The 24,303-nt window shown below is 70.5% G+C and carries 17 protein-coding genes and 1 tRNA gene; 4 read left to right on the top strand and 14 right to left on the bottom strand.

Features of this window, described 5'->3' with window-relative positions:
* Positions 1-27: 27 nt before the first annotated feature.
* Positions 28-2,133 carry an excinuclease ABC subunit UvrB gene (uvrB, locus tag ACFQRD_RS03840; RefSeq protein WP_377017190.1) on the bottom strand — a complete coding sequence of 702 codons (2,106 nt, stop codon included), beginning with the start codon at positions 2,131-2,133 and terminating at the stop codon, positions 28-30.
* A gap of 10 nt (positions 2,134-2,143) precedes the next feature.
* Positions 2,144-2,788: a dephospho-CoA kinase gene (gene coaE / locus ACFQRD_RS03835; protein WP_377017192.1), complete on the bottom strand. Its 645-nt coding sequence runs from the start codon at positions 2,786-2,788 to the stop codon at positions 2,144-2,146.
* A 114-nt stretch (positions 2,789-2,902) separates the two neighbouring features.
* Here coaE and ACFQRD_RS03830 point away from each other — a divergent pair, with 114 nt between their 5' ends.
* Together ACFQRD_RS03830 and ACFQRD_RS03825 are read left to right on the top strand one after the other, a co-directional pair.
* Positions 2,903-3,841 carry a trimeric intracellular cation channel family protein gene (locus ACFQRD_RS03830; protein ID WP_377017194.1) on the top strand — a complete coding sequence of 313 codons (939 nt, stop codon included), beginning with the start codon at positions 2,903-2,905 and terminating at the stop codon, positions 3,839-3,841.
* On the top strand, positions 3,823-4,473 hold the full coding sequence (locus tag ACFQRD_RS03825) for a cyclase family protein (protein ID WP_377017196.1): 651 nt from the start codon (positions 3,823-3,825) through the stop codon (positions 4,471-4,473). Before ACFQRD_RS03830 ends, ACFQRD_RS03825 begins: the two co-directional genes overlap by 19 nt.
* Positions 4,474-4,478: 5 nt before the next feature.
* Here the strand turns inward: ACFQRD_RS03825 and aroD are convergent, their stop codons facing one another.
* From aroD to polA, 7 genes are all read right to left on the bottom strand, one after another.
* Positions 4,479-5,315, bottom strand: a complete 837-nt coding sequence (aroD, locus tag ACFQRD_RS03820; RefSeq protein WP_377017198.1) for a type I 3-dehydroquinate dehydratase — start codon at positions 5,313-5,315, stop codon at positions 4,479-4,481.
* 9 nt (positions 5,316-5,324) lie between these two features.
* Positions 5,325-6,407 (bottom strand): 3-dehydroquinate synthase, encoded by a 1,083-nt coding sequence (gene aroB, locus ACFQRD_RS03815; protein ID WP_377017200.1) that lies wholly within the window; start codon positions 6,405-6,407, stop codon positions 5,325-5,327.
* Entirely contained in the window at positions 6,404-6,946 is a 543-nt protein-coding gene (locus ACFQRD_RS03810; protein WP_377803501.1) for a shikimate kinase, read from the bottom strand. The genes aroB and ACFQRD_RS03810 overlap by 4 nt, the downstream gene beginning before the upstream one ends.
* Positions 6,943-8,196 (bottom strand): chorismate synthase, encoded by a 1,254-nt coding sequence (gene aroC, locus ACFQRD_RS03805; RefSeq protein WP_377017204.1) that lies wholly within the window; start codon positions 8,194-8,196, stop codon positions 6,943-6,945. The genes ACFQRD_RS03810 and aroC overlap by 4 nt, the downstream gene beginning before the upstream one ends.
* A gap of 73 nt (positions 8,197-8,269) precedes the next feature.
* Positions 8,270-9,100, bottom strand: a complete 831-nt coding sequence (locus ACFQRD_RS03800; RefSeq protein WP_377793886.1) for an HAD-IIA family hydrolase — start codon at positions 9,098-9,100, stop codon at positions 8,270-8,272.
* Positions 9,101-9,233: 133 nt separating this feature from the next.
* Positions 9,234-10,727, bottom strand: coding sequence for a 30S ribosomal protein S1 (rpsA, locus tag ACFQRD_RS03795; RefSeq protein ID WP_377017208.1), 1,494 nt, complete (start codon positions 10,725-10,727; stop codon positions 9,234-9,236).
* Positions 10,728-10,974: 247 nt separating this feature from the next.
* Positions 10,975-13,713 (bottom strand): DNA polymerase I, encoded by a 2,739-nt coding sequence (gene polA, locus ACFQRD_RS03790; protein WP_377793885.1) that lies wholly within the window; start codon positions 13,711-13,713, stop codon positions 10,975-10,977.
* 62 nt (positions 13,714-13,775) lie between these two features.
* On the opposite strand from polA, the gene ACFQRD_RS03785 reads away from it, so the two are divergent.
* Positions 13,776-14,279, top strand: coding sequence for a PaaI family thioesterase (locus ACFQRD_RS03785; protein WP_377017212.1), 504 nt, complete (start codon positions 13,776-13,778; stop codon positions 14,277-14,279).
* A gap of 29 nt (positions 14,280-14,308) precedes the next feature.
* Here ACFQRD_RS03785 and ACFQRD_RS03780 read toward each other — a convergent pair whose 3' ends face one another.
* Both ACFQRD_RS03780 and ACFQRD_RS03775 read right to left on the bottom strand, forming a co-directional pair.
* Complete coding sequence (locus tag ACFQRD_RS03780) at positions 14,309-15,667, bottom strand: ABC transporter substrate-binding protein (protein ID WP_377017214.1); 1,359 nt, start codon at positions 15,665-15,667, stop codon at positions 14,309-14,311.
* 49 nt (positions 15,668-15,716) lie between these two features.
* A complete protein-coding gene (locus ACFQRD_RS03775; protein ID WP_377017216.1) occupies positions 15,717-16,367 on the bottom strand; it encodes an ANTAR domain-containing response regulator in 651 nt (216 codons plus the stop codon).
* A gap of 105 nt (positions 16,368-16,472) precedes the next feature.
* Between ACFQRD_RS03775 and ACFQRD_RS03770 the strand changes: the two genes are divergently transcribed.
* Positions 16,473-16,555 (top strand) — tRNA-Leu (locus ACFQRD_RS03770).
* Between the two features lie 102 nt (positions 16,556-16,657).
* On the opposite strand, the gene pyk is transcribed toward ACFQRD_RS03770, so the two are convergent.
* The 3 genes from pyk to gltB all read right to left on the bottom strand — a co-directional run bounded on the left by pyk (position 16,658) and on the right by gltB (position 24,277).
* Entirely contained in the window at positions 16,658-18,127 is a 1,470-nt protein-coding gene (pyk, locus tag ACFQRD_RS03765) for a pyruvate kinase (protein ID WP_377017218.1), read from the bottom strand.
* 98 nt (positions 18,128-18,225) lie between these two features.
* A complete protein-coding gene (locus tag ACFQRD_RS03760; protein WP_377017220.1) occupies positions 18,226-19,704 on the bottom strand; it encodes a glutamate synthase subunit beta in 1,479 nt (492 codons plus the stop codon).
* A complete protein-coding gene (gene gltB, locus ACFQRD_RS03755; protein ID WP_377017222.1) occupies positions 19,697-24,277 on the bottom strand; it encodes a glutamate synthase large subunit in 4,581 nt (1,526 codons plus the stop codon). The genes ACFQRD_RS03760 and gltB overlap by 8 nt, the downstream gene beginning before the upstream one ends.
* Positions 24,278-24,303: the final 26 nt, after the last annotated feature.

Raw genomic sequence — 24,303 nt, 5'->3', positions numbered from 1 at the left:
GTGCCCAGACCCCGCTGACGGCGTGGCTCAGCTCGAGCGCTGGACCTGACGCAGCTCCTTCTTGAGCTCCTGGACCTCATCGCGCAGTCGGGCGGCGACCTCGAAGTTGAGGTTCTCCGCGGCCTGGTGCATCTGCGCGGTCATCTCGTCGATCATGCCGGTCAGCGACCCGACCGGGTCGTCCCCGAGGTCGACGGTCCGGTTGCTGACGGCATCGACCGCGTTCGAACGGGCCTTGTCACGCTGGACCCGCTCCTTGCCCGAGCGATAGTCGGTGGCCATGAGGGTCTCGGTGTCGATGTCCTCGCGGGCCAGCATGTCGGTGACATCGGCGATGCGCTTGCGCAGCGGGGTCGGGTCGATGCCGTGCTCGGTGTTGTAGGCGATCTGCTTCTCGCGGCGCCGGTTGGTCTCGTCGATCGCCGCCTTCATCGAGTCGGTCACCGTATCGGCGTACATGTGGACCTGGCCGGAGACGTTGCGGGCGGCGCGACCGATGGTCTGGATCAGCGAGGTCTGGGAGCGCAGGAAGCCTTCCTTGTCCGCGTCCAGGATCGCGACCAGGGAGACCTCCGGCAGGTCCAGGCCCTCACGCAGCAGGTTGATGCCGACCAGCACGTCGTACTCCCCGGCGCGCAGCGAACGCAGCAGTTCGACCCGGCGCAGGGTGTCGACGTCGGAGTGGAGGTACTGCACGCGCACCCCGTTCTCCAGCAGGAAGTCCGTGAGGTCCTCGGCCATGCGCTTGGTCAGCGTGGTCACCAGCACTCGTTCGTCACGCTGGACGCGCTTCTCGATCTCCTCGCGCAGATCGTCGATCTGGCCCTTGACGGGCTTGACCACGACCTCGGGGTCGATCAGACCCGTCGGGCGGATGATCTGCTCGACCACCCCGCGCGACTTGCCGAGCTCGTAGTCCGCCGGCGTCGCGGAGAGGTAGACCGTCTGGCCGGTGCGCTCGGTGAACTCGGAGAACGTCAGCGGCCGGTTGTCCAGCGCGCTGGGCAGGCGGAAGCCGAAGTCGACCAGGGTGCGCTTGCGGGAGCGGTCCCCCTCGTACATCGCCCCGATCTGCGGGACGGTCACGTGGGACTCGTCGATGACCAGCAGGAAGTCCTCGGGGAAGTAGTCCATCAGCGTGTTCGGCGCGGTGCCCGGCGCGCGACCATCCAGATGACGGGAGTAGTTCTCCACGCCGTTGGTCGATCCCATCTGGCGCAGCATCTCGAGATCGTGGGTGGTGCGCATCCGCAGCCGCTGGGCCTCGAGCAGCTTGTCCTGGCTCTCGAGGTGCTCCAGCTGCTCGGCGAGCTCGACCTCGATCGACTCGATGGCGCGAGAGAGCCGCTCGGGACCGGCGACGTAGTGGGAGGCGGGGAAGATGTGGATGTGGTCCTCCTCGCGGATGACCTCACCCGTCATCGGGTGCAGCGTGTACAGGGCGTCGATCTCGTCGCCGAAGAACTCGATGCGGATCGCGAGCTCCTCGTACATCGGGATGATCTCCACGGTGTCACCGCGCACCCGGAAGGTGCCCCGCTCGAAGGCGACGTCGTTGCGGTCGTACTGCATGTCCACGAAGCGCTGGAGCAGCTGATCGCGATCGAGCTGGTCACCGCGAGCCAGCTGAACCATGCGATCGACGTACTCCTGAGGGGTGCCCAGGCCGTAGATGCAGGAGACCGAGGAGACCACCACGACGTCGCGGCGGGTCAGCAGGGAGTTGGTCGCGCTGTGGCGCAGCCGCTCGACCTCGGCGTTGATCGAGGAGTCCTTCTCGATGTAGGTGTCGGACTGCGGGACGTACGCCTCGGGCTGGTAGTAGTCGTAGTACGAGACGAAGTACTCCACGGCGTTGTGCGGCAGCAGCTCGCGGAACTCGCTGGCCAGCTGCGCGGCCAGGGTCTTGTTGTGCGCCATGATCAGTGTGGGTCGCTGGACCTGCTCGATCAGCCACGCCGTGGTGGCCGATTTGCCGGTGCCGGTCGCGCCCAGCAGCACGACATCCTGCTCGCCGTCGTTGATGCGGCGGGCGAGGTCGGCGATCGCCGTCGGCTGGTCGCCCGAGGGGCTGTACTCGGAGACGACCTCGAAGGGATGCTCGGCGCGGACCAGATCGGTGACAGGACGCATGTCTCCGAGCCTACGACGCGGGCCCGACGGACGACGGGACGTGCTCGTCGAGGATGCGTGAGAGTGCTCTCGTGGCTCTGCGGTCCAGGACCTCACGGCCGGCGGTGTTCAGCACCAGGCGATCGGCCCGACGGATCCTCTCGAGGTCGGTGACCTGCGCCGCTATCACCGACTCGACGTAGGCGCGGTCCCGCCCGCGGTCGCGGACCACGCGGGCGATCCGATCCTCGCGACGCGCGAGGACCACCACGACGGCTCCGTACTCAGCGTCCCTGTGCTTCTCCAGCAGCAGCGGGCTGTCGTGGATCACGAGCGCCTCCCCCGCCGCGGCGGCCTCGGCCTCCTCCCGCGCGACCTCCTCGTCGACGCGAGAGAGCACGATCGCTTCGAGATCGGCCCGGGCTGTGGAGTCCGCGAAGACCAGGTTGGCGAGCGCGGCCCGGTCCATGGTCCCCGCCGCGTTGCGGAACTCCTCGCCGAAGCGGGCGACGGCTTCCTCGACTCCCGGTCCGGGAACGTCGAGCACAGCCCTGGAATGGGCGTCCAGATCGATCACTCGGAGCCCGGCGTTCCGCCAGATCGCCGCGACGGTCGACTTCCCGGAGCCGATGCCGCCGGTCAGGCCGATGCGCAGCAGCGGGCTCTCAGCGGTCATGGCCCGATCCTACGGCGTGCCCGGAGCCTGCCCTGCGGCGCGCCCGGCAGCCGCCGGAGTCAGAGCCGTCACGGCAGCGTTCCCGCAGGCCGGATCGCGGTTTACGGTTCAAGGGTGGATCCCCTCGAACTGCTCGTGACCAACGACCTCCTGCGCGTCCTGGACCTGCTGGGGGTCTTCGTCATGGGCGTGGCCGCCGGGGCGCTGGCTTCCCGGCTGAACTTCGATGCGGTGGGGTTCGCGATCATCGGCATCGCCGCCGGTCTGGGCGGCGGCATCGTGCGTGACCTGATCCTGGATTACGGCACCCCGGCCGCCTTCGACGGGCCCTGGTACCTGGCCTGCGCGCTCGGCGGCTCGCTGTTCTCCTTCGTGATCTCGGCCGAGGGGACCCTGTGGCGGCGCCTGGTCACGGGGCTGGACATCATGGCGATGGGACTGTGGGCGGCAACCGGGACGGCCAAATCGCTCGGGTACGGGCTCGACGTGCTGCCGGCGATCCTGCTGGGCGTGGCCAGCGCGGTCGGCGGGGGCGTGATCCGTGATGTGCTGGTGGGGCGGATCCCGGCGATCTTCGGCGGCGGCCCGCTGTACGCGACCGGCGCGTTCCTCACGGCCCTGCTGACCTGGGCGGTGTTCGCGCTGGGCATGCCGGCCCCATGGGTGCTCGGTGCCGTCGGCATCGGGGCTGTGCTCGCCGGGCTCGCGGCCTGGCGGCAGTGGACGCTGCCCGCGCACAGCGAATGGCAGGTGACCATGTCCGCCTCGCAGCTGAAGGCCCTGGTGCGACGCACCCGGCGCAGCGAACGCACCCGGGTGGCGATGGAGACCGGCACGATCCCAGTGGTCGATGACTCCGTCGATGATCTCGCCGAGGACGTGACGTCGAACGACGCCGACGCTTCGTCGTACGCGGAGCGCGCCTTCGACGACGAGGCCGATGAGCTCGACGACGCCGTGGCTCCTGAGGCCGGCGAGGACGATGACTCGACGACGCTCCGCACCGACCGTTCCGACAACCCGGGAGATCCTCCATGGCCCTCATCGACCTGACGCATCCGATAGCCCCCGGTATGACCATGCACCCCGGCGTTCCTGCGCCCCGGATCCACGATGTCCTCACGTTCGAGGACTCCCGGTCGCACTACGCCCCGGGAACCGAGTTCCGCATCGCGTCCGTCGAACTGGCGACTAGCACGGGCACCTACCTCGACGCTCCGCAGCACCGGTTCCCGAACGGGACGGACATCGCAGATCTCGGCATCGATCGCGTGGCAGATGTGCCGGCCCTCGTGGTCGACGCCACCGGTGTCTCGGCAGTCGGCGCCGATCTCCTGCCCCAGCACGCTCCGGGGCACGCCGTGCTGATCCGCACCGACTGGGATCGACACTGGGGCACCGAGGAATATGGACGCAGCGAGCATCCGCACCTCACCGCGGCCGCGGCCGACCAGGTGGTGCGATCGGGCGCGGTACTCGTGGGAATAGATTCGGTCAATATCGACGCCACCACGGGGGCCGAGCGCGCGGTGCACTCGACACTGCTCGGCCACGGCGTACTCATCGTCGAGAACCTGACGCGGTTGAATGCTCTGCCCAGTGACGGAGCGTTGTTCTCCGCGGTTCCGCTTCCTGTGTCCGGCGCCCCGTCCTTCCCCGTCCGCGCATACGCCCGTGTGGGGTGAGGCGCTCAGGGACGCAGCAGCGTGAGCATGCGCGCGACCTCCCCGGCCTCGAGCTGGCCGGGCGCGGACCCCTCACCGACGGCCGCGAAGGTGGCGGCGCCGGCGAACGTCTCCGCAGCGACCCGGCTGACCGCGCCGAGCGAGCCCATGCTGATCGCGATGTGCGGGCCGAGCCCGTCGTCGGCGACCTGGACGCTTGCCGCGAGCAGGGCCAGCACGTCCCGAGCATCGCGGGGGGTCACGGCGATCTTCGGGAGGTCGGCACCGAGCCGGCGCTGGGTACGCAGGATCTCGGCCATCTCGTCCTCCGGCGGGGTGCGCTCGAAGTCGTGGAACGATCCCACCACCGCGAGCCCCAGCGCGTGCGCCGAGGCGATGACCGAGGCCCCGGTCTCGGGCGATCGGGAAGTCTCCACGTCCACGAGATCGGCGAAGCCGCCCGCCATCACCGCCTCGAGAGTTGCTGCGAGCTCGTCGTCGGAGATCTCCCGACTCCCGCCCTCGGCAGAGGTGCGCAGCGTGACCAGCAGGGCACGATCCTGCCCCATGATCTCGCGCAGGGCCGGGAGCGCCGCGACGGCGGCGTCCCGGTGCGCGGCGACATCCAGGTCCGGGCGGAATCGGTCCAGGCGCCACTCGAGGACCCGGCCGGGCGAGTCGGTGGCAGCGCGCGCCTGGTCCAGGACGGCACCCTGGTCCGCGCCCGTGACCGGGACGATGATCTCCGGCCGCCCCCGGCCGAGCTCGATCCCGCGCACCCTCACGACACCGGCATCGGCGGCGGGACCACCGGCCGCGGGGCCGTCGGCCGCCGGGGAGCCGGAGTCGCCTGAACGTGTCACGGGATCGCCTCAGTCCGCGGTGATCGCCGCGTAGGCGGACAGCAGCAGGGCCGGGTCGGGTCCCTCGAGCCGTGAGACGTGCCCGATCCGATCGAGCACCACGAAGCGCAGCAGACCGGCCCGGGTCTTCTTGTCGCGCTTCATGGCGTCCTCGAGCTTCGGCCACTGCCGGTCGCGGTAGGTGACCGGCAGCCCGAGTGATGTGAGGACGCTACGGTGACGATCGACGTCGGCCTCGGAGAGCTTGCCGGCGAGGTGGGACAGCTCGGCGGCGAACATCATGCCGACGGAGACGGCGGCACCGTGACGCCATTGGTACCGCTCGTTGCGCTCGATGGCGTGGCCGAGGGTGTGCCCGTAGTTGAGGATCTCGCGCTCGCCCGCCTCGCGGAGGTCCGCGGAGACCACTCGGGCCTTGACCCTGATGGCGCGCTCGACGACCTCGCGGAACGCTGCCGAGGAGATGTCCAGGACGGCCTCGGGATCCTCCTCGACGAGTTCCAGGATCCGCTCGTCCTCGATGAAACCGGCCTTGACCACCTCGGCGAGACCGGCGGCGGTGTCGTGATGGCCGAGCCCCGCGAGCACATCGAGGTCAGCGAGAACGGCGATCGGGGGATGGAAGGCGCCGACGAGGTTCTTGCCCTCGGCGGTGTTGATACCGGTCTTCCCGCCCACGGCGGCGTCGACCATGGCGGCGACCGTGGTCGGGACCTGCAGCACGTCGACGCCGCGCAGCCACGAGGCGGCGACGAAGCCGGCCAGGTCGGTGGCCGCTCCCCCGCCCAGGCCGATCACGAGGTCGCCGCGGCCGATCTCCGCCTGCCCGCACACACCCCACAGGAAGCCGGCCACCTGCGCCGTCTTCGCCTCCTCCCCGTCGGGGACCTCGGCGGCGAAGGCGTCGCGTCCGGCCTCGGCGATCGATGCCCGGATCTCCTCGGCGACCTCGCGCAGGCTCGGCTGGTGGACGATGACCACGCGCCGCACCCGATCTGGGATCATCGCGGGGATCTCGGGCAGGATGCCCCGGCCGACGCGGACGTCGTACCCGCCGCTCGGCGTGGTCACGGGGATCACGGTGGTGCTCATGGTCTCTCCTTCTCGGGGCGGGCCAGCAGGTCCTCCCCCAGCATGTCGGTGATGGTGCGCGCGACGGTCGCGGAACTGCCCCGGCGGGCGTCGACCCTCCATCGTGCGAGCTCGCGATAGACCGGATCGCGCTCGAGCGAGAGCTCCCGCCAGCGCTGCAGCGGATCCTGCCCGGTGAGCATGGGCCGGCCGGCCCCGCGGCCCAGGCGTCGGGCGACGGTCTCATCGTCGACCTCGAGCAGCACCACCGGGCCGCCGCGCAGACGGTCGCGGGACGCGGGGGTCATGACCGCTCCGCCGCCCAGAGCCAGCACTCCGCCGTGGGTCTCCAGAGCGCGGGCGAGGACGCCGGCTTCGAGCTCGCGGAAACCGGCCTCGCCGTCGGCGGCGAAGATCTCCGGGATGGAGCGCCCGGCCTCCTCGACGATCAGGGCGTCCAGATCGGCGAACTGCATGTCGAGGCGGGCCGCGAGCTCCCGGCCCACGCTGGTCTTGCCGGCCCCCATGGGGCCCAGCAGGATGACCGCGGGACCGCTCACGAGGCCGTTTCCGGGCCGTGGCCGAGAATGCGGGACTGGAGGTCCCCGGTACCGGCGAGGTGCGCCCGGATCTCCTCGACGCTGTCGCCGCCGGTCTTCTCCAGCAGCGCGTCGGCAAGCGTGACGGCGACGACGGCCTCGGCGATGACGGCGGCGGGAGCGACCGCGCACACGTCGGAGCGCTGATGATTCGCACTGGTCTGCTCACCGGTGGCGACGTCGATGGTCCGCAGCGCGCGCGGCACCGTCGAGATGGGCTTCAGGCCGCCGCGCACACGCAGCACCTGGCCGTTGGTCATGCCGCCCTCGAGCCCTCCGGCGCGGTTGCTGGCGCGCGGGACGGCCGACGGGTTCCCCCCTGTGGCCGGGTCGGCGAGGATCTCGTCATGGGCGACGGAGCCGCGGCGGGCGGCGGTCGCGAAGCCGTCCCCGATCTCCACGCCCTTCATCGCCTGGATCGACATGACCGCCTGGGCGAGGCGGCCGTCGAGCTTGCGATCCCATTGGGTGTGGGAGCCGAGGCCGACGGGAAGACCGTAGGCGAGCACCTCGACGACGCCGCCGAGGGTGTCACCGTCGGACTTGGCGGCGTCGACCTCGGCGACCATGGCCTCGGAGGTCTCGGGGTGGAAGCAGCGCAGCGGATCGCCGTCCAGGGCGCCGGCGTCGTCCGGGCCCGGCAGCGGGGCGTCCTCGGGCACGCGCACGGAGCCCACCGCAAGGGTGTGGGAGACCAGCCGGATGCCGGCGGCCTGCTCGAGCAGCGCCGCGGCCACGCGGCCGGCGACCACGCGGGCAGCGGTCTCGCGAGCGCTGGCGCGCTCGAGCACCGGGCGGGCGTCGTCGAAGCCGTACTTGAGCATGCCGGAGAGGTCGGCATGGCCGGGCCGGGGGCGGCTCAGCGGGCGGTTCCGGGCGATCTCGCGCTCATCACCGGTGCCGGCGTCGACCAGGAGATCCTCGCGCGGGACCGGGTCGGCGCTCATGACCTTCTCCCATTTCGGCCATTCGGAGTTGGCGATCTCGATCGCCACGGGAGAGCCGAGCGTGCGGCCGTGCCGGAGCCCGCCGTGGATGGTCAGCACGTCCTGTTCGAACTTCTGACGGCTGCCGCGACCGTGGCCGAGACGGCGGCGCGCCAGGGCGGCCTGCAGATCGTCACTGGTCAGCTCGATGCCGGCAGGGACGCCGTCGAGCAGGGAGATGAGGGACGGGCCGTGGGATTCCCCGGCCGTGAGCCAGCGCAACATGGCCCCGATTCTCTCATGTGGCCGTGCGCGCACGAGCGGTCGTCCGCGCTGTGCGCAGGACCTCGGCCGAGGATCAGTCCTCGTCCAGCTCCTGGGACGACAGCGGCGTGAGGCGTTCGACCAGCGGGACGACGTCCGCGATGCCGCTGAGGACGCTGGTGGGCCGGAACGGGTACTTCGTGATCTCGTCCTCGCGGGTGGACCCGGACAGCACCAGCACGGACCGCATCCCTGCCTCGAGACCGGACTTCACGTCGGTGTCCATCCGGTCCCCGATCATCACCGAGGTCTCCGAGTGGGCTCCGAGCCGGTTCAGGGCCGTCCGCATCATCAGCGGGTTCGGCTTGCCGATGTAGTACGGGGAGATGCCGGTGGCGGCGGTGACCATCGCGGCGACGGCGCCGGTGGCCGGCAGCGGACCCTCGGCACTGGGCCCGGTCACGTCCGGGTTGGTGGCGATGAACTTCGCCCCGCGCTTGATCAGTCGGATCGCCCGTGCGATCGACTCGAAGGAGTAGGTCCGGGTCTCCCCCAGCACCACGAACTCCACGTCGGCGTCGGCGAGGATGAAGCCCTCCTCGTGCATCGCGCTGGTCAGGCCGGCCTCACCGATCACGTAGGCGGAGGAGCCGGGAGCCTGCTCGGCGAGGAAGCGCGCGGTCGCCAGGGCGCTGGTCCAGATCGATTCCTCCGGGATGTCGATCCCGCTGCGCGAGAGGCGGGCGCGCAGGTCGCGCGGCGTGAAGATCGAGTTGTTCGTGAGCACCAGGAACGGGCGGGCGAGCCGCTGCAGTTCGGCGATGAAGTCGGCGGCGCCGGGCAGGGCGGCCTGCTCATGGACGAGGACGCCGTCCATGTCGGTCAGCCAGGAGTGGATCGGGTGATCTTCGAGCGCGGTGTTCATGAGCGCAGTCTCCCACCCCGGCGCGAGGATCTGCATCTCAGCTCGAACGCGCTGATTCCGACGATGCTGCCGGACGCACTGCGGCCCGGCCCCCGAGACGGGGACCGGGCCGCGGTGAGGACTTCCCGGAGGATCAGCCGCCGGTCAGCTTGGCGCGCAGAGCGGCCAGCGCCTCGTCCGAGGCGAGCGTGCCCTCATCGGTGGTCGCCGACTGGTAGGACGACGGCTGCTGCTGAGCGGCCGGAGCCGGCGACGGGCTGGAGGTGGAGGCCTGCTCCGCCGGAGCGTTCTCGGACTCCTCGTCGGCCTTGATCGCCTCGGCGACCTGTGCCTTGTGAGCGGTCCAGCGCTCGTAAGCGGCCGCGTACTGGGCCTCCCACTCCTCGCGCTGCGCCTCGTAGCCCTCGAGCCACTCGTTGGTCTCCGGGTCGAAGCCCTCGGGGTACTTGTACTCGCCGTTCTCGTCGTACTCCGCGGCCATGCCGTACAGAGCCGGGTCGAAGGTGGTGTCGTCGCCCTCGGGGTCGACCCCCTCGTTGGCCTGCTTCAGCGACAGCGAGATGCGGCGGCGCTCCAGGTCGATGTCGATGACCTTGACGAAGACGTCCTGGTCGACGGTGACGACCTGCTCGGGCAGATCCACGTGGCGCTGGGCCAGCTCGGAGATGTGCACCAGGCCCTCGATGCCGTCCTCGACGCGCACGAACGCACCGAAGGGAACCAGCTTGGTGACCTTGCCCGGGACGACCTCGCCGATGGCGTGGGTGCGGGCGAACAGCTGCCACGGGTCCTCCTGGGTCGCCTTCAGCGACAGGGAGACGCGCTCGCGGTCCATGTCCACGTCGAGAACCTCGACGCTGACCTTCTGACCGACCTCGACGACCTCGGACGGGTGGTCGATGTGCTTCCAGGACAGCTCGGAGACGTGCACCAGGCCGTCGACACCGCCGAGATCGACGAAGGCGCCGAAGTTGACGATGGAGGAGACAGCGCCCTCGCGGACCTGGCCCTTGGCCAGGGTCTGCAGGAAGTCGGAGCGGACCGCGGACTGGGTCTCCTCCAGGTAGGCGCGACGGGAGAGGACCACGTTGTTGCGGTTCTTGTCGAGCTCGATGATCTTCGCCTCGATCTCCTGGCCCACGTAGGGCTGCAGGTCGCGCACGCGGCGCATCTCCACGAGAGAGGCAGGGAGGAAGCCGCGCAGGCCGATGTCCACGATGAGGCCGCCCTTGACGACCTCGATGACGCGGCCGGTGACCACGCCCTCGTCTTCCTTGATCTGTTCGATCGTGCCCCAGGCGCGCTCGTACTGGGCGCGCTTCTTCGACAGGATCAGACGGCCTTCCTTGTCCTCCTTCTGGAGGACGAGGGCTTCGATGCCGTCTCCGACCTCGACCACCTCACCGGGGTCGACGTCGTGCTTGATGGACAGCTCGCGCGAGGGGATGACGCCCTCGGTCTTGTAGCCGATGTCCAGGAGGACCTCGTCGTGATCGACCTTCACCACGGTGCCCTCGACGATGTCGCCATCGTTGAAGTACTTGATGGTGGCATCGATGGCAGCCATGAGATCGTCGGCGCCGCCGATGTCGTTGATGGCGATCTGGGGGGTCGTGGTTTCGGTCATGTAGGTAGGAACTCCGTCGGAACAGGTATGAGTAGGGATGATGGACGTGCCGCGCCCCTGCGATCGGGGCGCATCCGCGCGCGCACCGCCCTCACGCGAGGGCGACGGACCCTGCCTCGAAGGGCACAGTCCACGCACAGACCCTCGACAGGCTACCAGCCGCGCCACCCTTGTGCGAGGGCGCGAAGCGTCCCCGCCGCCGGTGACGGTGTGAGTTGTCCCGCGTCCCGAGCGGCGGTCCCGAGCGTCAGTGCGCGGCCTCGAGCCAGTTCGCGCCGATGCCGATGCCCACCTCGAGCGGGACGGACAGCTCGAAGGCGGAGCCCATCCCCTCGGCGACCAGCTCGCGCAGCGCCACCTCCTCGCCGTGGGCGACGTCCAGGACCAGCTCGTCGTGCACCTGGAGCAGGACCCGTGAGCTCAGCTCCCGCTCGCGCAGCAGCTGGTCCACACGGAGCATGGCGAGCTTGATGATGTCCGCGGCGCTGCCCTGGATGGGCGAGTTCAGCGCGACCCGCTCGGCGTTCTCGCGGCGCTGACGGTTGTCGGAGGTGAGGTCCGGCAGGTACCGGCGCCGGCCCAGGATGGTCTCGGTGTACCCGGTCGAGCGCGCCGTCTCGACGCTCTGGCGCAGGAAGTCCCGGACCCCGCCGAACCGCTCGAAGTAGCCGTCGCGCAGCGCGGTCGCCTCGGACTGGGAGATGCGCAGCTGCCGGGCCAGCCCGAAAGCGCTGAGCCCGTAGGCGAGGCCGTAGCTGATCGCCTTGGTCTTCGAGCGCATCGCCGGGTCGACGTCCTCGGGAGCCACGTCGAACACACGGGAGGCGACGAAGCTGTGCAGGTCCTCGCCCGAGCGGAAGGCCTCGATCAGGCCGGCGTCCTCGGAGAGGTGGGCCATGATGCGCATCTCGATCTGCGAGTAGTCCGCGGTCATCAGCGCGGCGTACCCCTCGGAGGCGCGGAAGGCGGAACGGATCCGGCGGCCCTCCTCGGTACGGGTGGGGATGTTCTGCAGGTTGGGGTTGTTCGAGGAGAGCCGGCCGGTGGCGGCGATGTTCTGGTGGAAGGTGGTGTGGATGCGCCCGGCCGGGGAGATGAACCGTCGCAGCGTGTCGATGATCTGGCGCATCTTGGTCACGTCCCGATGCGCGAGCAGATCGGCGAGGAAGGGGTGCTGGGTCTTCTCGAACAGTTCCAGCAGCGTCTCCGCGTTGGTGCTGTACCCGGTCTTGGTGCGCCGCCCCTTGGGCAGGCCCAGCCGCTCGTAGAGGACCTCCTGCAGCTGCTTGGGCGAACCCAGGTTGATGTGGTCGCCGCCGATGTGCGAGTACGCCGACTCGGCGACGGCGACCTGCTTGGCCTCATGCTCCTCGTCGAGGCCTGCCAGGACGTCATCGGAGACGGCGATGCCGGTGGCCTCGACCTCTCCGATGACCCCGGCCAGCGGGAGCTCGAGGTCATCGTGCAGGGAGGCGGCTCCGCGTTCGTCGAGCTCGGCGCGCAGCAGGTGCTCCAGGCGCAGCACGGCGTCGGCCGCACGCCCCAGCTGGTCCCCGCCGGACTCCTCGGCGCCCAGGTCCAGCTCCTGCTGGGCGACGGCGGACTCGACCTGCAGGTCCTCCTGCAGGTGCCGCATCGTCAGTCCCGCGAGATCGGTCGGCCGCTGATCGGGCCGGCAGAGGAACTCGGCGATCGCGAGATCCGTGCGCCATCCGGCGACGGCGAGGCCGTGGCCGCGCAGCTGGTGGGAGACCAGCTTGGTGTCGTGGGCGGTCTTGGCGACCGCAGGATCGGCCAGCCACCGGCCGAGCGCCCCCTCGGCGGTGTCGTCGAGCTCTGCGAGATCGACGACCGCCAGCGTGTCGGCGGTGGCGAGGGCGAGCTGGCGCACCTCACCCTGGCCCAGCACCCAGCTCCCGTCGGTCGCGATCGCCGCAGCATCCGCGAAGGCCCCGTCCAGCAGGGAGATCAGTTCGCTCGAGCTCGGCCGCTGCAGCTCGGGCAGCTCGCGCTCGGGCTCCTGCGGGACCTCCTCGGCCGAGGACAGGAAGTCGGCGGGGACGTCACGGCGGATCCCCGGGCCGAAGGCGAGCTCGTCGAACACGGCGTTCAGCGCCGTGGCGTCACCGCGTCCGAGCCCGTAGTGCTCCGGATCCGCAGGCACGTCGAGGTCGGTGACAGCGGCGTTCATCAGCCGGTTGCGCTCGACGTCCTCGAGGTGGTCGCGCAGCGCCTGCCCGGCCTTGCCCTTGATCTCGTCGGCATGGGCGATGATGCCGGGCAGGTCGCCGTACTGGAGGATCCACTTCGCCGCCGTCTTGGGGCCCACGCCGGGCACACCCGGCAGATTGTCGGCGACCTCCCCCACCAGCGCCGCGAGGTCCGGGTACCGCGCCGGAGGGATCCCGTACTTCTCCTCGACCGCCTCGGGCGTCATCCGGCGCAGCTCCGTGACGCCCTTGACCGGCTGCAGCAGGGTCACGTTCTCCCCGACCAGCTGCAGGGCGTCACGGTCGCTGGAGACGATCAGCGCCTCGCCGCCCTCGGCGGCGGTGCGGGTGGCGAGCGTGGCGATGATGTCGTCGGCCTCGTAGTCCTCGACCGTCAGCCAGCGCACCCCGAGGGCATCGAGGAGCTGCATGATCAGCGGGATCTGCCCGGCGAAGTCGGGCGGGGTCTCGTCGCGGCCCGCCTTGTACTGCTCGTACATGCGATCGCGGAACGTCGCGCCGGGCAGGTCGAAGGCGACGACCACGTGGCTGGGACGCTCGGAGGCGACGACGTTGATGAGCATGCGGGCGAACCCGTACACGGCGTTGGTCGCCTGCCCGCGGCCGTCGGTGAATCCGTCGGCGGGCAACGCGAAGAACGCCCGGAACGCCATGGCATGTCCATCGATCAGCAGCAGCCGCTGACCGCTCAGATCGCTCGGGCGCTGGTCGCTCAGGTCGCTCGTACGCTGGCCTTCGAGGTCGTTCGCACTCATGGGGAGCAGTCTCCCACGTCGGCCCGACGCGCGCGCGGGTCCCGCTGTGGCAGGCTCGGTCCATGACCGACACGCCAGAGAACCACCCTGCCGGCTGCGACGGTCCGGCCGACGGTCAGGACCGGGCCGGCGTCTCCGCCCCGCTGTCCGGCGAGGACCTGCGCAGGATCGTCGAGCCCATGATCCGCGGCACGCTCATCGAACGCTGCGGCATGGAGCTGCTCAGCCTCGATGCTCGCGGCGGAACCATGACCATGCCCGTGGCCGGGAACACGCAGCCGGCGGGGCTGCTGCACGGCGGTGCCACCATCGCCCTCGCGGAGTCGGTTGCCTCGTTCGCAGGGATCCTCCGTGCCCGCGAGGTCCACGGCGACGGTGCCCAGGCCGTCGGCACCTCCGTCTCGGCGCTGCATCATCGCTCGGCGCGCGAGGGGATCGTCACGGCGACCTGCACGATCCGCCACGCCGGTCGGCAGGTGGCGAGCTACCTGGTCGACGTGCACGACGAGCGCGGCACACTGCTGAGCACCGTCACCGTCTCCACCATGCTGCTGCCGTCACGCTGACCGGGTGCCGGGGCGGGACGGGTCCGTGGTCAGGCGTCGACCTCGAAGCTGGTCGCTTCTCCGGTCTCGATCTCGTTCGCCTCGGTCCACGAGTAGGTCCGCAGGTCGCCGGTGCGCGGATCGGGACCGTCCCCCAGCTCCAGCGCCCCCATCCTGCCGACGAACGAGATCGTGGCACGGTCCCCGGCCTCCAGTGCGACGCGAAGGGTGCTGCGACAGTCGCCGTAGTCCGTGCATTCCTCGGTGCCGGTGAGCACCTGCCGGATCGAGCTGGCGATGTCGGTCCCCTGGACGGACAGGGCGTTCTGCGCGGCGAGTCCGGCGAGGATCACGGCGTCGTAGGCCTGCTGTGAGTACGCGTACCCGGTGTCCAGGAGGCCAGGGTCCACGTTGAGCATCATGTTGACGTGCTCGACGGTGAGCTCGCCGCCGGGTTCGAAACCCGTCGCCCTGGTCAGGCATTCCGGGGCGAGCTGCTCGTCGGCGTAGTCCACCGTCGCGGCCGGGGACAGTCGCGTGGGGAACTCGACGGTGGGGCGCTGACCCTCGTCCAGCGTCGCCTTGTACAGCTCGGAGAGCAGGCGACCCGCCTCCGGTCCGCCGTTGACCACCAGCAGCGCCGGCGGCGACTCCAGCACCTTCTCGACGATCTTTCCGATCGTGCCGATCTTGCCGAAGGGGTAGAAGTGCTTCGAGACGATCTTGCCGCCCTCGGGGTTGAGGACCTGCTCCAGCTCGTGCAGCAGGCTCTGGCCCTGGGCGGTGTCCTCGGAGACGTAGGCGACGGTGCCCGGGTCCCCGCCCTTGTCGGAGGAGCCCGCCCACGCTTCCTCCGCGTAGAGGGCCGCGATCGCGCGGTCGTTGGGGGCCAGCCGCACCAGCATGCCGGAGCTCTGCACCTCGGCCGCGCGCACGCTCATCCCCGAGGTGAAGACGTCGATCACCGCGATGCCGGCCTCCACGAAGGCAGGGATCGCCGCGATCAGTGCGTCCTCGTCGATGGAGGTGATCACGGCGGTCACCCCGGAGTCGGCCATCGAGGTGATCACGTCGGTGAGGTCCTCACCGGCCTCCTCCATCACGTGGCGCTCGGTCATCTCGACCTCATGGCCGAACAGGCCCTTCCATCGCGCGTTGACGTCGATCATGGCCTCGTGGACGGCGATGGCGATGGTCTTCTCGAAGGCGCCGGCGCGCCCGTAGGAGGCGCCGATCGAGCCCAGCACCAGCGGAACGTCGGGCTCCTCCTGCGCGGCGCCGGTGGGGGCGGTGGTGGTGGCACGGCCGCGGCCCCGGCCTCTGCGACCGTTGGTGCAGGCTGCCAGTGCGCCGGTGCCGAGGACTCCCGCCCCGAGTCGTCGCACCAGCCTGCGTCGTGAGATCACCATGCCCCCGTGCGTCCCCTCCCGCTCCGGGCCCGACGGCCCCGGATCGATGTCACTCCTTGCCGGGACCGCCCAGCTGATCGATGACGGCGTCGGCGACCTCGCGCATGGTCAGGCGACGGTCCATCGAGGTCTTCTGGATCCAGCGGAAGGCCTCCGGCTCCGACAGACCCATGTTGGTCTGCAGCAGGCCCTTGGCGCGGTCCACGCGCTTGCGGGTCTCGAACCGTTCGCCGAGATCCTGGATCTCGGCCTCCAGCTGCGTGATCTGAGTGAAGCGGGAGATCGCGATCTCGATCGCCGGCAGCAGGTCGGCCGGGGTGAAGGGCTTGACGACGTAGGCCATGGCGCCGGCATCGCGGGCGCGCTCGACGAGCTCGGCCTGCGAGAACGCCGTGAGCATCACGACGGGAGCGAGGTTGTCCTCACCGATGCGCTCAGCGGCGCTGACGCCGTCGGTCTGCGGCATCTTCACATCCATGATGACGACGTCGGGCCGCAGCTCACGAGCCTTGGTCACGGCGCTCTCGCCATCGCCGACCGCAGCGACCACCTCGAAACCGGCCTCGGTGAGGGTCTCGACGATGTCCATGCGGATGAGGCTCTCGTCCTCGGCCACGATGGCTGTGCGCTGGGAGCGGCCCTCCTCCTGCTCGGGGAGGTCCTGGGTGTCGTCGGGAAGGGAAGCGGTGTCGTCGTTCATGTCGCCCTATGTGTCGGGAGGGCCCGGCCGCGGGTCGGCACCCGGGCGGCCAAGGCCGGTGGTCATCAGCGGTATCCTAGTCCAGCCCTACTCCACGGGGGGCGAGCCGGGTTGGCGGAATGGTAGACGCGGCGCACTCAAAATGCGCTGTCCGCGAGGGCGTGCGGGTTCGAGTCCCGCACCCGGCACGCAGTACCGGCGTCGCACATCTCACGTGCGTGCCGCACCGGGAGACGGCGCCCGCCGGCCATGCAGGCCGGCGGGCGCCGTCTCGTCGGAGCGGGTCCGGATCAGGTCTGCGGCCCGGCGGCGATGCGGTCGGCCTCGATACGAGCGGACTCGGTGCCGTCGAGGTCGCCGATGCGGTGGACCCGGAGGGTGTTGGTGGAGCCGTGGACCCCGGGAGGCGACCCGGCCGCGATGATGACCAGATCGTTCTTCTGCAGGCCCTTGTGCTCGCGCAGCAGCTCGTCGACGACGCTGACCATCGCGTCGGAATCCTTCTGCATCGGCACCAGGTGCGCCTCGATGCCCCAGGTCAGGGACAGCTGGCGGGCGACCTCGGGGTACGGGGTCATCGCCAGCAGAGGGATCGTGGGACGCAGGCGGGACAGGCGCCGCGCGGTGTCGCCGGACTCGGTGAAGGTCACCAGGTACTGCGCCGAGAGCTGGTCACCGATCTCGGCGGCCGCGCGGGTGATCGCTCCGCCGCGGGTATGCGGGATGGTGCCCAGCGGGAGGATGCGGTCTGCGCCGTTCTCCTCGGTGTTGGTGACGATGCGGGCCATCGTGCGGACCGCCTCGAAGGGATAGGCGCCGACGCTGGTCTCGCCCGAGAGCATCACCGCGTCTGCGCCGTCGAGGATGGCGTTGGCGCAGTCGGAGGCCTCGGCGCGGGTGGGGCGCGGGCTCGTGATCATCGACTCCAGCACCTGGGTGGCGACGATCACCGGCTTGGCGTTGCGGCGGGCGAGCTCGATGGCGCGCTTCTGGACCAGCGGGACCTGCTCCAGCGGCAGCTCGACGCCGAGATCGCCGCGGGCGACCATGATGCCGTCGAAGGCACCGACGATGGAGCGCAGCGCGCGCACGGCCTGCGGCTTCTCGATCTTCGCGACGACGGGGACGCGGCGACCCTCTTCCTGCATGATCCGCAGCACCTCGTCCATGTCGTGCGCGTCGCGCACGAAGGACAGGGCGATCACGTCGGCGCCCAGGGCCAGGCCCCAGCGCAGATCCGCGACGTCCTTCTCGCTCATCGCCGGGACGGAGACGGCCACGCCGGGCAGGTTGATGCCCTTGCTGTCGGAGACCGGGCCGGGGACCTCGACGACCGTGCTGACCTCGGTCTCGGAGACGTCGGTGACACGGACGGAGACCTTGCCGTCGTCGATCAGGAGGACATCCCCCGGGCGGCAGTCGCCCGGCAGGCCCTTGAAGGTGGTCGAGACCCGCTGCTTGGTCCCCACGATGTCCTCGGTGGTGATGACGAACTCGTCACCGACCTCGAGCTGGTGCGGGCCGTCCTCGAACTTGCCGAGACGGATCTTGGGGCCCTGCAGATCGACCAGGATGGCGACGTTGCGGCCCAGATCCTCGGCCGCCTTGCGGATGTTCGCGTAGACCTGCTCGTGATCTTCGTGGGTGCCGTGGCTGAGGTTCATCCTCGCCACGTTCATCCCCGCCTCGATCAGGGTCCGGATCTGCTCGTAGGTATTGGTCGCCGGACCGAGTGTGCAGACGATCTTCGCTTTGCGCATGTCAACCCATCTGTAGTTCTGATAAGGGCCGCGGCCCGCCGGCGAACGTCACGGACGCTCGCCGAAGGGGCCGCAGCATCGCGTGTGGGCCCAGTCTTTCACACTGTGACGGGCTTCTCTCCCGGCGCGACGGGCGCATGGAGAGAGGTGTCCCCCATCAGGTGGCTGTCGACGGCGGCGGCGCAGGAGCGCCCCTCCGCGATCGCCCACACGATGAGGCTCTGACCGCGGGCGCAGTCGCCGGCGGTGAACACGCCGGGGACGTCCGTCGCCCACTGCCCGTCGTGCGCGACGTTGCCGCGCGAGGTGAGCTCCACGCCGAGCGAGGACAGCAGCCCGTCCGTGCGCGGCCCGGTGAAGCCCATGGCCACCAGCACCAGCGTCGCGGGCAGCACGGTCTCGGTCCCGGGGGTGGGCAGACGCTTCCCGTCGCGGAATTGGGTGCGCGCCACCCGGAGCCCGGTGACAGCCCCGTTCTCGTCGGTCTCGAAGCCGGTGGTCGAGGCGAGGTACGAACGCTCACCGCCCTCCTCGTGGGCGGTGGAGACCTCGTACAGCACCGGGTGCGTCGGCCAGGGCTGGTTCTCGTCGCGCTCGCTGGGGGGCTGAGTGCCGATGGCGAGGGTGGTCACCGACTTCGCGCCCTGGCGCAGGGCGGTGCCGAGGCAGTCCGCGCCGGTGTCGCCGCCGCCGATGATCACCACGTCCTTGCCCTCGGCGGTGATCTGGCCCTCCAGCTCGTCGCCGGCCACCCGGCGGTTGGCCTGGGTCAGGTACTCCATGGCCGGATGGATGCCCGCGGCGTCACGTCCGGGAACGTCCAGCTGCCGCGGCGTGCTCGCACCGGTGGCCAGCACCACGGCGTCGAACCGGGAGCGCAGCTTCTCGACGGAGAGGGCGCCGGGGCCCTCGCCGCCGACGTCGACACCGGTGCGGAACCGCGTGCCCTCAGCGCGCATCTGCTCGAGCCGGCGGTCGATGTGGCGCTTCTCCAGCTTGAACTCGGGGATGCCGTAGCGCAGCAGGCCGCCGATGCGGTCATCGCGCTCGAAGACGACCACCGAGTGGCCGGCACGGGTCAGCTGCTGCGCGGCGGCGAGGCCGGCCGGACCGGATCCGACGACGGCCACGGCGCGGCCGGTCTGACGGGACGGCTCGACGGGCTCGACCCAGCCCTCCTCGAAGGCGCGGTCGATGATCGAGACCTCGACGTTCTTGATGGTCACCGGCGGCTGGTTGATGCCCAGCACACAGCTGGACTCGCACGGCGCCGGGCAGGCGCGGCCGGTGAACTCCGGGAAGTTGTTGGTCGCGTGCAGGCGCTCGATCGCCTCGTGCCAGTCGTCGCGGTAGACCAGGTCGTTCCACTCCGGGATCAGGTTGCCCAGCGGGCAGCCCTGGTGGCAGAAGGGGATGCCGCAGTTCATGCAGCGCCCGGCCTGTCGGGAGACGACGTTCAGCGTGCCCTTCTCGCGGGCCTCGTACACCTCGCGCCAGTCCATGAGCCGCACCGGGACCGGCCGAGGGGCGGGCAGCTCGCGGTCGCGATACCGCAGGAATCCTCGGGGATCAGCCATGAGTGCTCTCCATGATCTCGTTCCAGACGTCGTTCGAATCGGGGTCGACCCCTTGGGCCAGCGCGTCCTCGCGGATCGAGGTGATGCGCAGGAAGGCGCGGGGGGCGACCTCGGTGAGCCGGCTCATCAGCTCGTCCTCGTCGGCCAGCAGGGCGGCCGCACGGTCGGAGCCGGTGCGCCGGGCGTGCTCGGAGACCGCCTCCAGGACGAAGGCCCGGTGCTCCTCGCGCACGGGCGTGATCTCGAAGGTGGCGGCGTCCTTGGGGTTCAGGGAGGCCGTATCGAGATCGAGGACGAACAGCGTGCCCCCGCTCATGCCGGCGCCCAGGTTGCGTCCCGTCGGGCCCAGGATCACCACGGCGCCACCGGTCATGTACTCCGCGCCGTGGTCGCCGATGCCCTCGACGACCAGGGTGGCCCCGGAATTGCGCACGCCGAACCGCTCCCCTGCGGAGCCGGCCAGCAGCAGTCTGCCGCTGGTGGCCCCGTAGGCGCAGGTGTTGCCCGCGATCGGGGCGGAGGTCAGTGAGGGGGCGGAGCCGGCGCCGTGGCCGATGGCGATCACACCGCCGGAGAGCCCCTTGCCGACGTAGTCGTTGGCGTCGCCCCGCAGCTGGAGGGAGATGCCGGCCGGGAGGAAGGCGCCGAAGGACTGCCCGCCGGTGCCCTCGAGATCGAGCACGACGGAGTCCTCGGCCAGACCCTCGCCCCCGGTGCGCCGGGTGACTTCGTGGCCCAGGAGCGTGCCCGTGCTGCGCTGGACGTTGCTGATGGTGTCGGTGATGTGCACCGAGGCCAGCCGTCCCTCGATGACCTCGGCGGCCTGTTCGATCCAGGGGTGGTCCGCCGCCCGTTCCAGCTGGTGGTCCTGGTCGCGCCGGCGCCGGGGGAAGTCGCCCTCGTGGATGACGGGGGCGGCGAGGATCGCCTCGAGATCGAGACCCTCGCGCTTGGCCGCACCCAGCACCGAGCGGCTCATCGTGTCGTCGCGCAGACCCAGCAGGTCGGTGCGACCGATCGCCTCGTCCAGAGAGCGCAGACCCAGTGCGGCGAGGTGCTCGCGGACCTGCTCGGCGACGAACTGGAAGAACGTCACCACGTGCTCGGCCTGGCCGGTGTAGCGCGCACGCAGCTCGGGGTTCTGGGTGGCCACGCCCACCGGGCAGGTGTCCAGGTGGCACACGCGCATCATCACGCAGCCGGAGACGACCAGCGGAGCGGACGCGAAGCCGTACTCCTCGGCGCCCAGCAGGGCGGCGATGATCACGTCGCGTCCGGTCTTCATCTGCCCGTCGACCTGCACCGTGATGCGGTCGCGCAGGCCGTTCAGCAGCAGGGTCTGCTGCGTCTCGGCCAGGCCCAGCTCCCAGGGGGTGCCGGCGTGCTTGAGCGAGTTCAGCGGGCTGGCCCCCGTGCCGCCGTCGTGGCCGGAGATCAGCACCACGTCGGCGTGCGCCTTGGACACGCCGGTCGCGACCGTGCCGACCCCGAAGCGGGAGACCAGCTTGACGTGGACGCGGGCGGCGGGGTTCGCCGACTTGGCGTCGTGGATCAGCTGGGCGAGATCCTCGATCGAGTAGATGTCGTGGTGCGGCGGCGGGGAGATCAGGCCGATGCCGGGGGTGGAGTGGCGGGTCCGTGCGATCCACGGGTAGACCTTCTCCGGGGGCAGCTGGCCGCCCTCGCCGGGCTTCGCACCCTGGGCGATCTTGATCTGGATGTCCCGCGCGAACGTCAGGTACTGGCTGGTCACGCCGAAGCGGCCGGAGGCGATCTGCTTGATCGCGCTGCGCCGCTCAGGATCGTGCAGACGCTCCGTGTCCTCGCCGCCCTCACCGCTGTTGGACATGCCGCCCAGGCGGTTCATCGCGATGGCCAGCGTCTCGTGGGCCTCCTGCGAGATGGACCCGTAGCTCATCGCGCCGGTCATGAAGCGGCGGGTGATCGACTCGACCGGCTCGACCTCCTCGATCGGCACCGGCGACTGGTCCTCCGTGCGCAGCTTCAGCAGCCCGCGGATGGTCATCAGACGTTCGTGCTGGTCGTCGACCTCGTCCGTGTAGCGACGGAACTCGTCGTACTGACGGGTGCGCGCCGAGTGCTGCAGGCGGAAGACGGCCTCGGGCGTGAACAGGTGCGGCTCGCCCTCGCGGCGCCACTGGTACTCGCCGCCGACGGGCAGGCTCCGGTGAGCCTGGTGGACGCCGTCGACCGGGTAGGCCAGGGCGTGGCGGGCCGCGTTCTCCTGGGCGATGACGTCGAGGTCGATGCCGCCGATGCGGGAGATGGTGCCCGGGAAGTAGGTGTCCACCAGGTCCTGGGAGAGGCCGACGGCCTCGAAGATCTGCGCGCCGCGGTACGAGGCCACCGTGGCGATGCCCATCTTCGACATGATCTTCAGGACGCCCTTGCCGAGGGCGACGATGAGGTTGCGCACCGCCTGCTCGGGGGCGACGTCGCTGACCACGCCGCGCTCGACGAGCTCCTCGACGCTCTCCATCGCGAGGTAGGGGTTGATGGCGCTGGCGCCGTAGCCGATCAGCAGGGCGGCGTGGTGGACCTCGCGGACGTCGCCGGCCTCGACCAGCAGGGCCGCGGCGGTACGGCGGCCCGTGCGCACCAGATGGTGCTGGACGGCGCTGGTCAGCAGCAGCGAGGGGATCGGCGCGAGCACCTGGTTCGCATCACGGTCCGAGAGCACCAGGAAGGTGGCGCCGTCGTCGATCGCGGCGACCGCTTCGTCACAGATCTCCTGCAGACGCTTCTCGAGCGCCTCGGTGCCGCCCGCGACCGGGTACAGGCCGCGCAGGCGCACGGTGCGGAAGTCCGCGGTCGCCGGGTTGGCGTCGACCGCCACGATCTTGGCGAGCTCGTCGTTGTCGATGATGGGGAAGTCCAGCGCCAGCTGGCGAGCGTGCTGCGGGGTGGCGTCGAGCAGGTTCCGCGCCTGGCCGATGGCCACGCCCAGCGAGGTCACGATCTCCTCGCGCAGGGAGTCCAGCGGAGGGTTGGTGACCTGGGCGAACATCTGGGTGAAGTAGTCGAACAGCAGCCTCGGGCGATCCGAGAGCACCGCGATCGGGGTGTCGGTGCCCATCGCACCGAGCGGCTCCGCGCCCTTGGCGGCCATCGGGGCGAGCAGGATCCTCAGCTCCTCCTCGGTGTACCCGAACGTCTGCTGACGCCGGACCACGGAGGAGCGGGTGTGGGTGATGTGCTCGCGGGAGGGCAGCTCGGACAGATTCACCTTCTGCTCGCGCACCCAGGTCCCGTACGGGTGCTCGGTGGCGATGCGGTGCTTGAGCTCCTGGCTGGGCACGATCTCGCCCTCGGCGACGTCCACCAGGAAGATCTCGCCCGGCGCGACGCGCCCGGTGCGCACCAGGGAGGAGCGCGGGACGTCCAGCAGCCCGGTCTCCGAGCCCAGGATCACCAGGTCGTCGTCGGTGACCCAGTACCGCAAGGGGCGCAGCCCGTTGCGGTCCAGGCGCGCACCGACCTGCGTGCCATCGGTGAAGACGACCGAGGCCGGGCCGTCCCACGGCTCCTGCAGGGCGGCGTGGAACTCGTAGAAGGCCCGCAGGTCCGGGTCCATCGAGTCGTCGTTCTCCCACGGCTCGGGGATCAGCATCATCAGCGCGTGCGGGAGCGAGCGGCCCGAGAGGTTCAGCAGCTCGAGGGTCTCGTCCAGGCTCGCCGAGTCCGACGCCCCGGGCGTGCTGACCGGCAGCAGCCGCGCGAAGTCCTCGCCGAACACGTCGGTGCGCATGCTGCCCTCGGCGGCGCGCAGCCGGTTGCGGTTGCCGATCACCGTGTTGATCTCGCCGTTGTGGGCCAGGGTCCGGAAGGGATGGGCCAGCGGCCAGGCCGGGAACGTGTTGGTCGAGAACCGGGAGTGGACGATCGCCAGCTCGGCCTCGAACCGCGGGTCGTGCAGGTCCGGGTAGAACTGCTCGAGCTGGGCCGGGGTGAGCATGCCCTTGTAGACCATCACGCGCGTGGACAGCGAGGGGAAGTAGGCGCGGGTGGTGTGCTCGACCCGGCGGCGCACCGCGAAGGCGGCGCGCTCGAGCTCGATACCGGTGCGCTGACCGGCCGCGTCGGCGACGAAGACCTGCACGAAGTCGGGGCGGACGGCCTCGGCGGAGGGCCCGACGAGGCCGTCGGTGGTGGGCACCTCGCGCTGGCCGAGGACTCGCAGGCCCTCCTCGGCGCAGATCGACTCGAGGGCCTCGAACGCCTCGCGGCGGCCCTCCTCGTCGCGGGGGACGAAGGCGATGCCGGCGGCGTAGGAGCCCAGCGGCGGCAGCTCGAGGCCGCTGACCTCGCGCAGAAACGAATCCGGCAGCTGGACCATGATTCCGGCGCCGTCACCGGTGGCCTCCTCGGCACCGACGGCTCCGCGGTGCTCGAGGTTGCGCAGCGCCGTCAGGGCGTGCTCGACGATGTCGTGGCCGGGGCGGCCGCGGAGGGTGGCGATCATCGCCACGCCGCACGAGTCGCCCTCGCTCTCGGGGCGGTAGAGGCCCTGCGAGGCGGGGAAGCGGGAGAAGCGGGTATCGAGGGGGTGCATACGAGCCCTTCCAGGTGGGCGGCCGG

Source organism: Brachybacterium sp. GCM10030268, from assembly GCF_042666305.1.
Lineage (GTDB): Bacteria > Actinomycetota > Actinomycetes > Actinomycetales > Dermabacteraceae > Brachybacterium.
Note: the sequence above shows the minus strand (reverse complement) of the source record. Positions and strands in the feature narration are given on the sequence as shown.

Bases quoted from the DNA above. Each gene is read 5' to 3' on its own strand.
- uvrB (WP_377017190.1), bottom strand. From the start codon at position 2,133: ATGCGTCCTGTCACCGATCTGGTCCGCGCCGAGCATCCCTTCGAGGTC.
- coaE (WP_377017192.1), bottom strand. From the start codon at position 2,788: ATGACCGCTGAGAGCCCGCTGCTGCGCATCGGCCTGACCGGCGGCATC.
- ACFQRD_RS03825 (WP_377017196.1), top strand. From the start codon at position 3,823: ATGGCCCTCATCGACCTGACGCATCCGATAGCCCCCGGTATGACCATG.
- aroB (WP_377017200.1), bottom strand. From the start codon at position 6,407: ATGAGCACCACCGTGATCCCCGTGACCACGCCGAGCGGCGGGTACGAC.
- aroC (WP_377017204.1), bottom strand. From the start codon at position 8,196: ATGTTGCGCTGGCTCACGGCCGGGGAATCCCACGGCCCGTCCCTCATC.
- ACFQRD_RS03800 (WP_377793886.1), bottom strand. From the start codon at position 9,100: ATGAACACCGCGCTCGAAGATCACCCGATCCACTCCTGGCTGACCGAC.
- rpsA (WP_377017208.1), bottom strand. From the start codon at position 10,727: ATGACCGAAACCACGACCCCCCAGATCGCCATCAACGACATCGGCGGC.
- polA (WP_377793885.1), bottom strand. From the start codon at position 13,713: ATGAGTGCGAACGACCTCGAAGGCCAGCGTACGAGCGACCTGAGCGAC.
- ACFQRD_RS03785 (WP_377017212.1), top strand. From the start codon at position 13,776: ATGACCGACACGCCAGAGAACCACCCTGCCGGCTGCGACGGTCCGGCC.
- ACFQRD_RS03780 (WP_377017214.1), bottom strand. From the start codon at position 15,667: ATGGTGATCTCACGACGCAGGCTGGTGCGACGACTCGGGGCGGGAGTC.
- ACFQRD_RS03775 (WP_377017216.1), bottom strand. From the start codon at position 16,367: ATGAACGACGACACCGCTTCCCTTCCCGACGACACCCAGGACCTCCCC.
- pyk (WP_377017218.1), bottom strand. From the start codon at position 18,127: ATGCGCAAAGCGAAGATCGTCTGCACACTCGGTCCGGCGACCAATACC.
- ACFQRD_RS03760 (WP_377017220.1), bottom strand. From the start codon at position 19,704: ATGGCTGATCCCCGAGGATTCCTGCGGTATCGCGACCGCGAGCTGCCC.
- gltB (WP_377017222.1), bottom strand. From the start codon at position 24,277: ATGCACCCCCTCGATACCCGCTTCTCCCGCTTCCCCGCCTCGCAGGGC.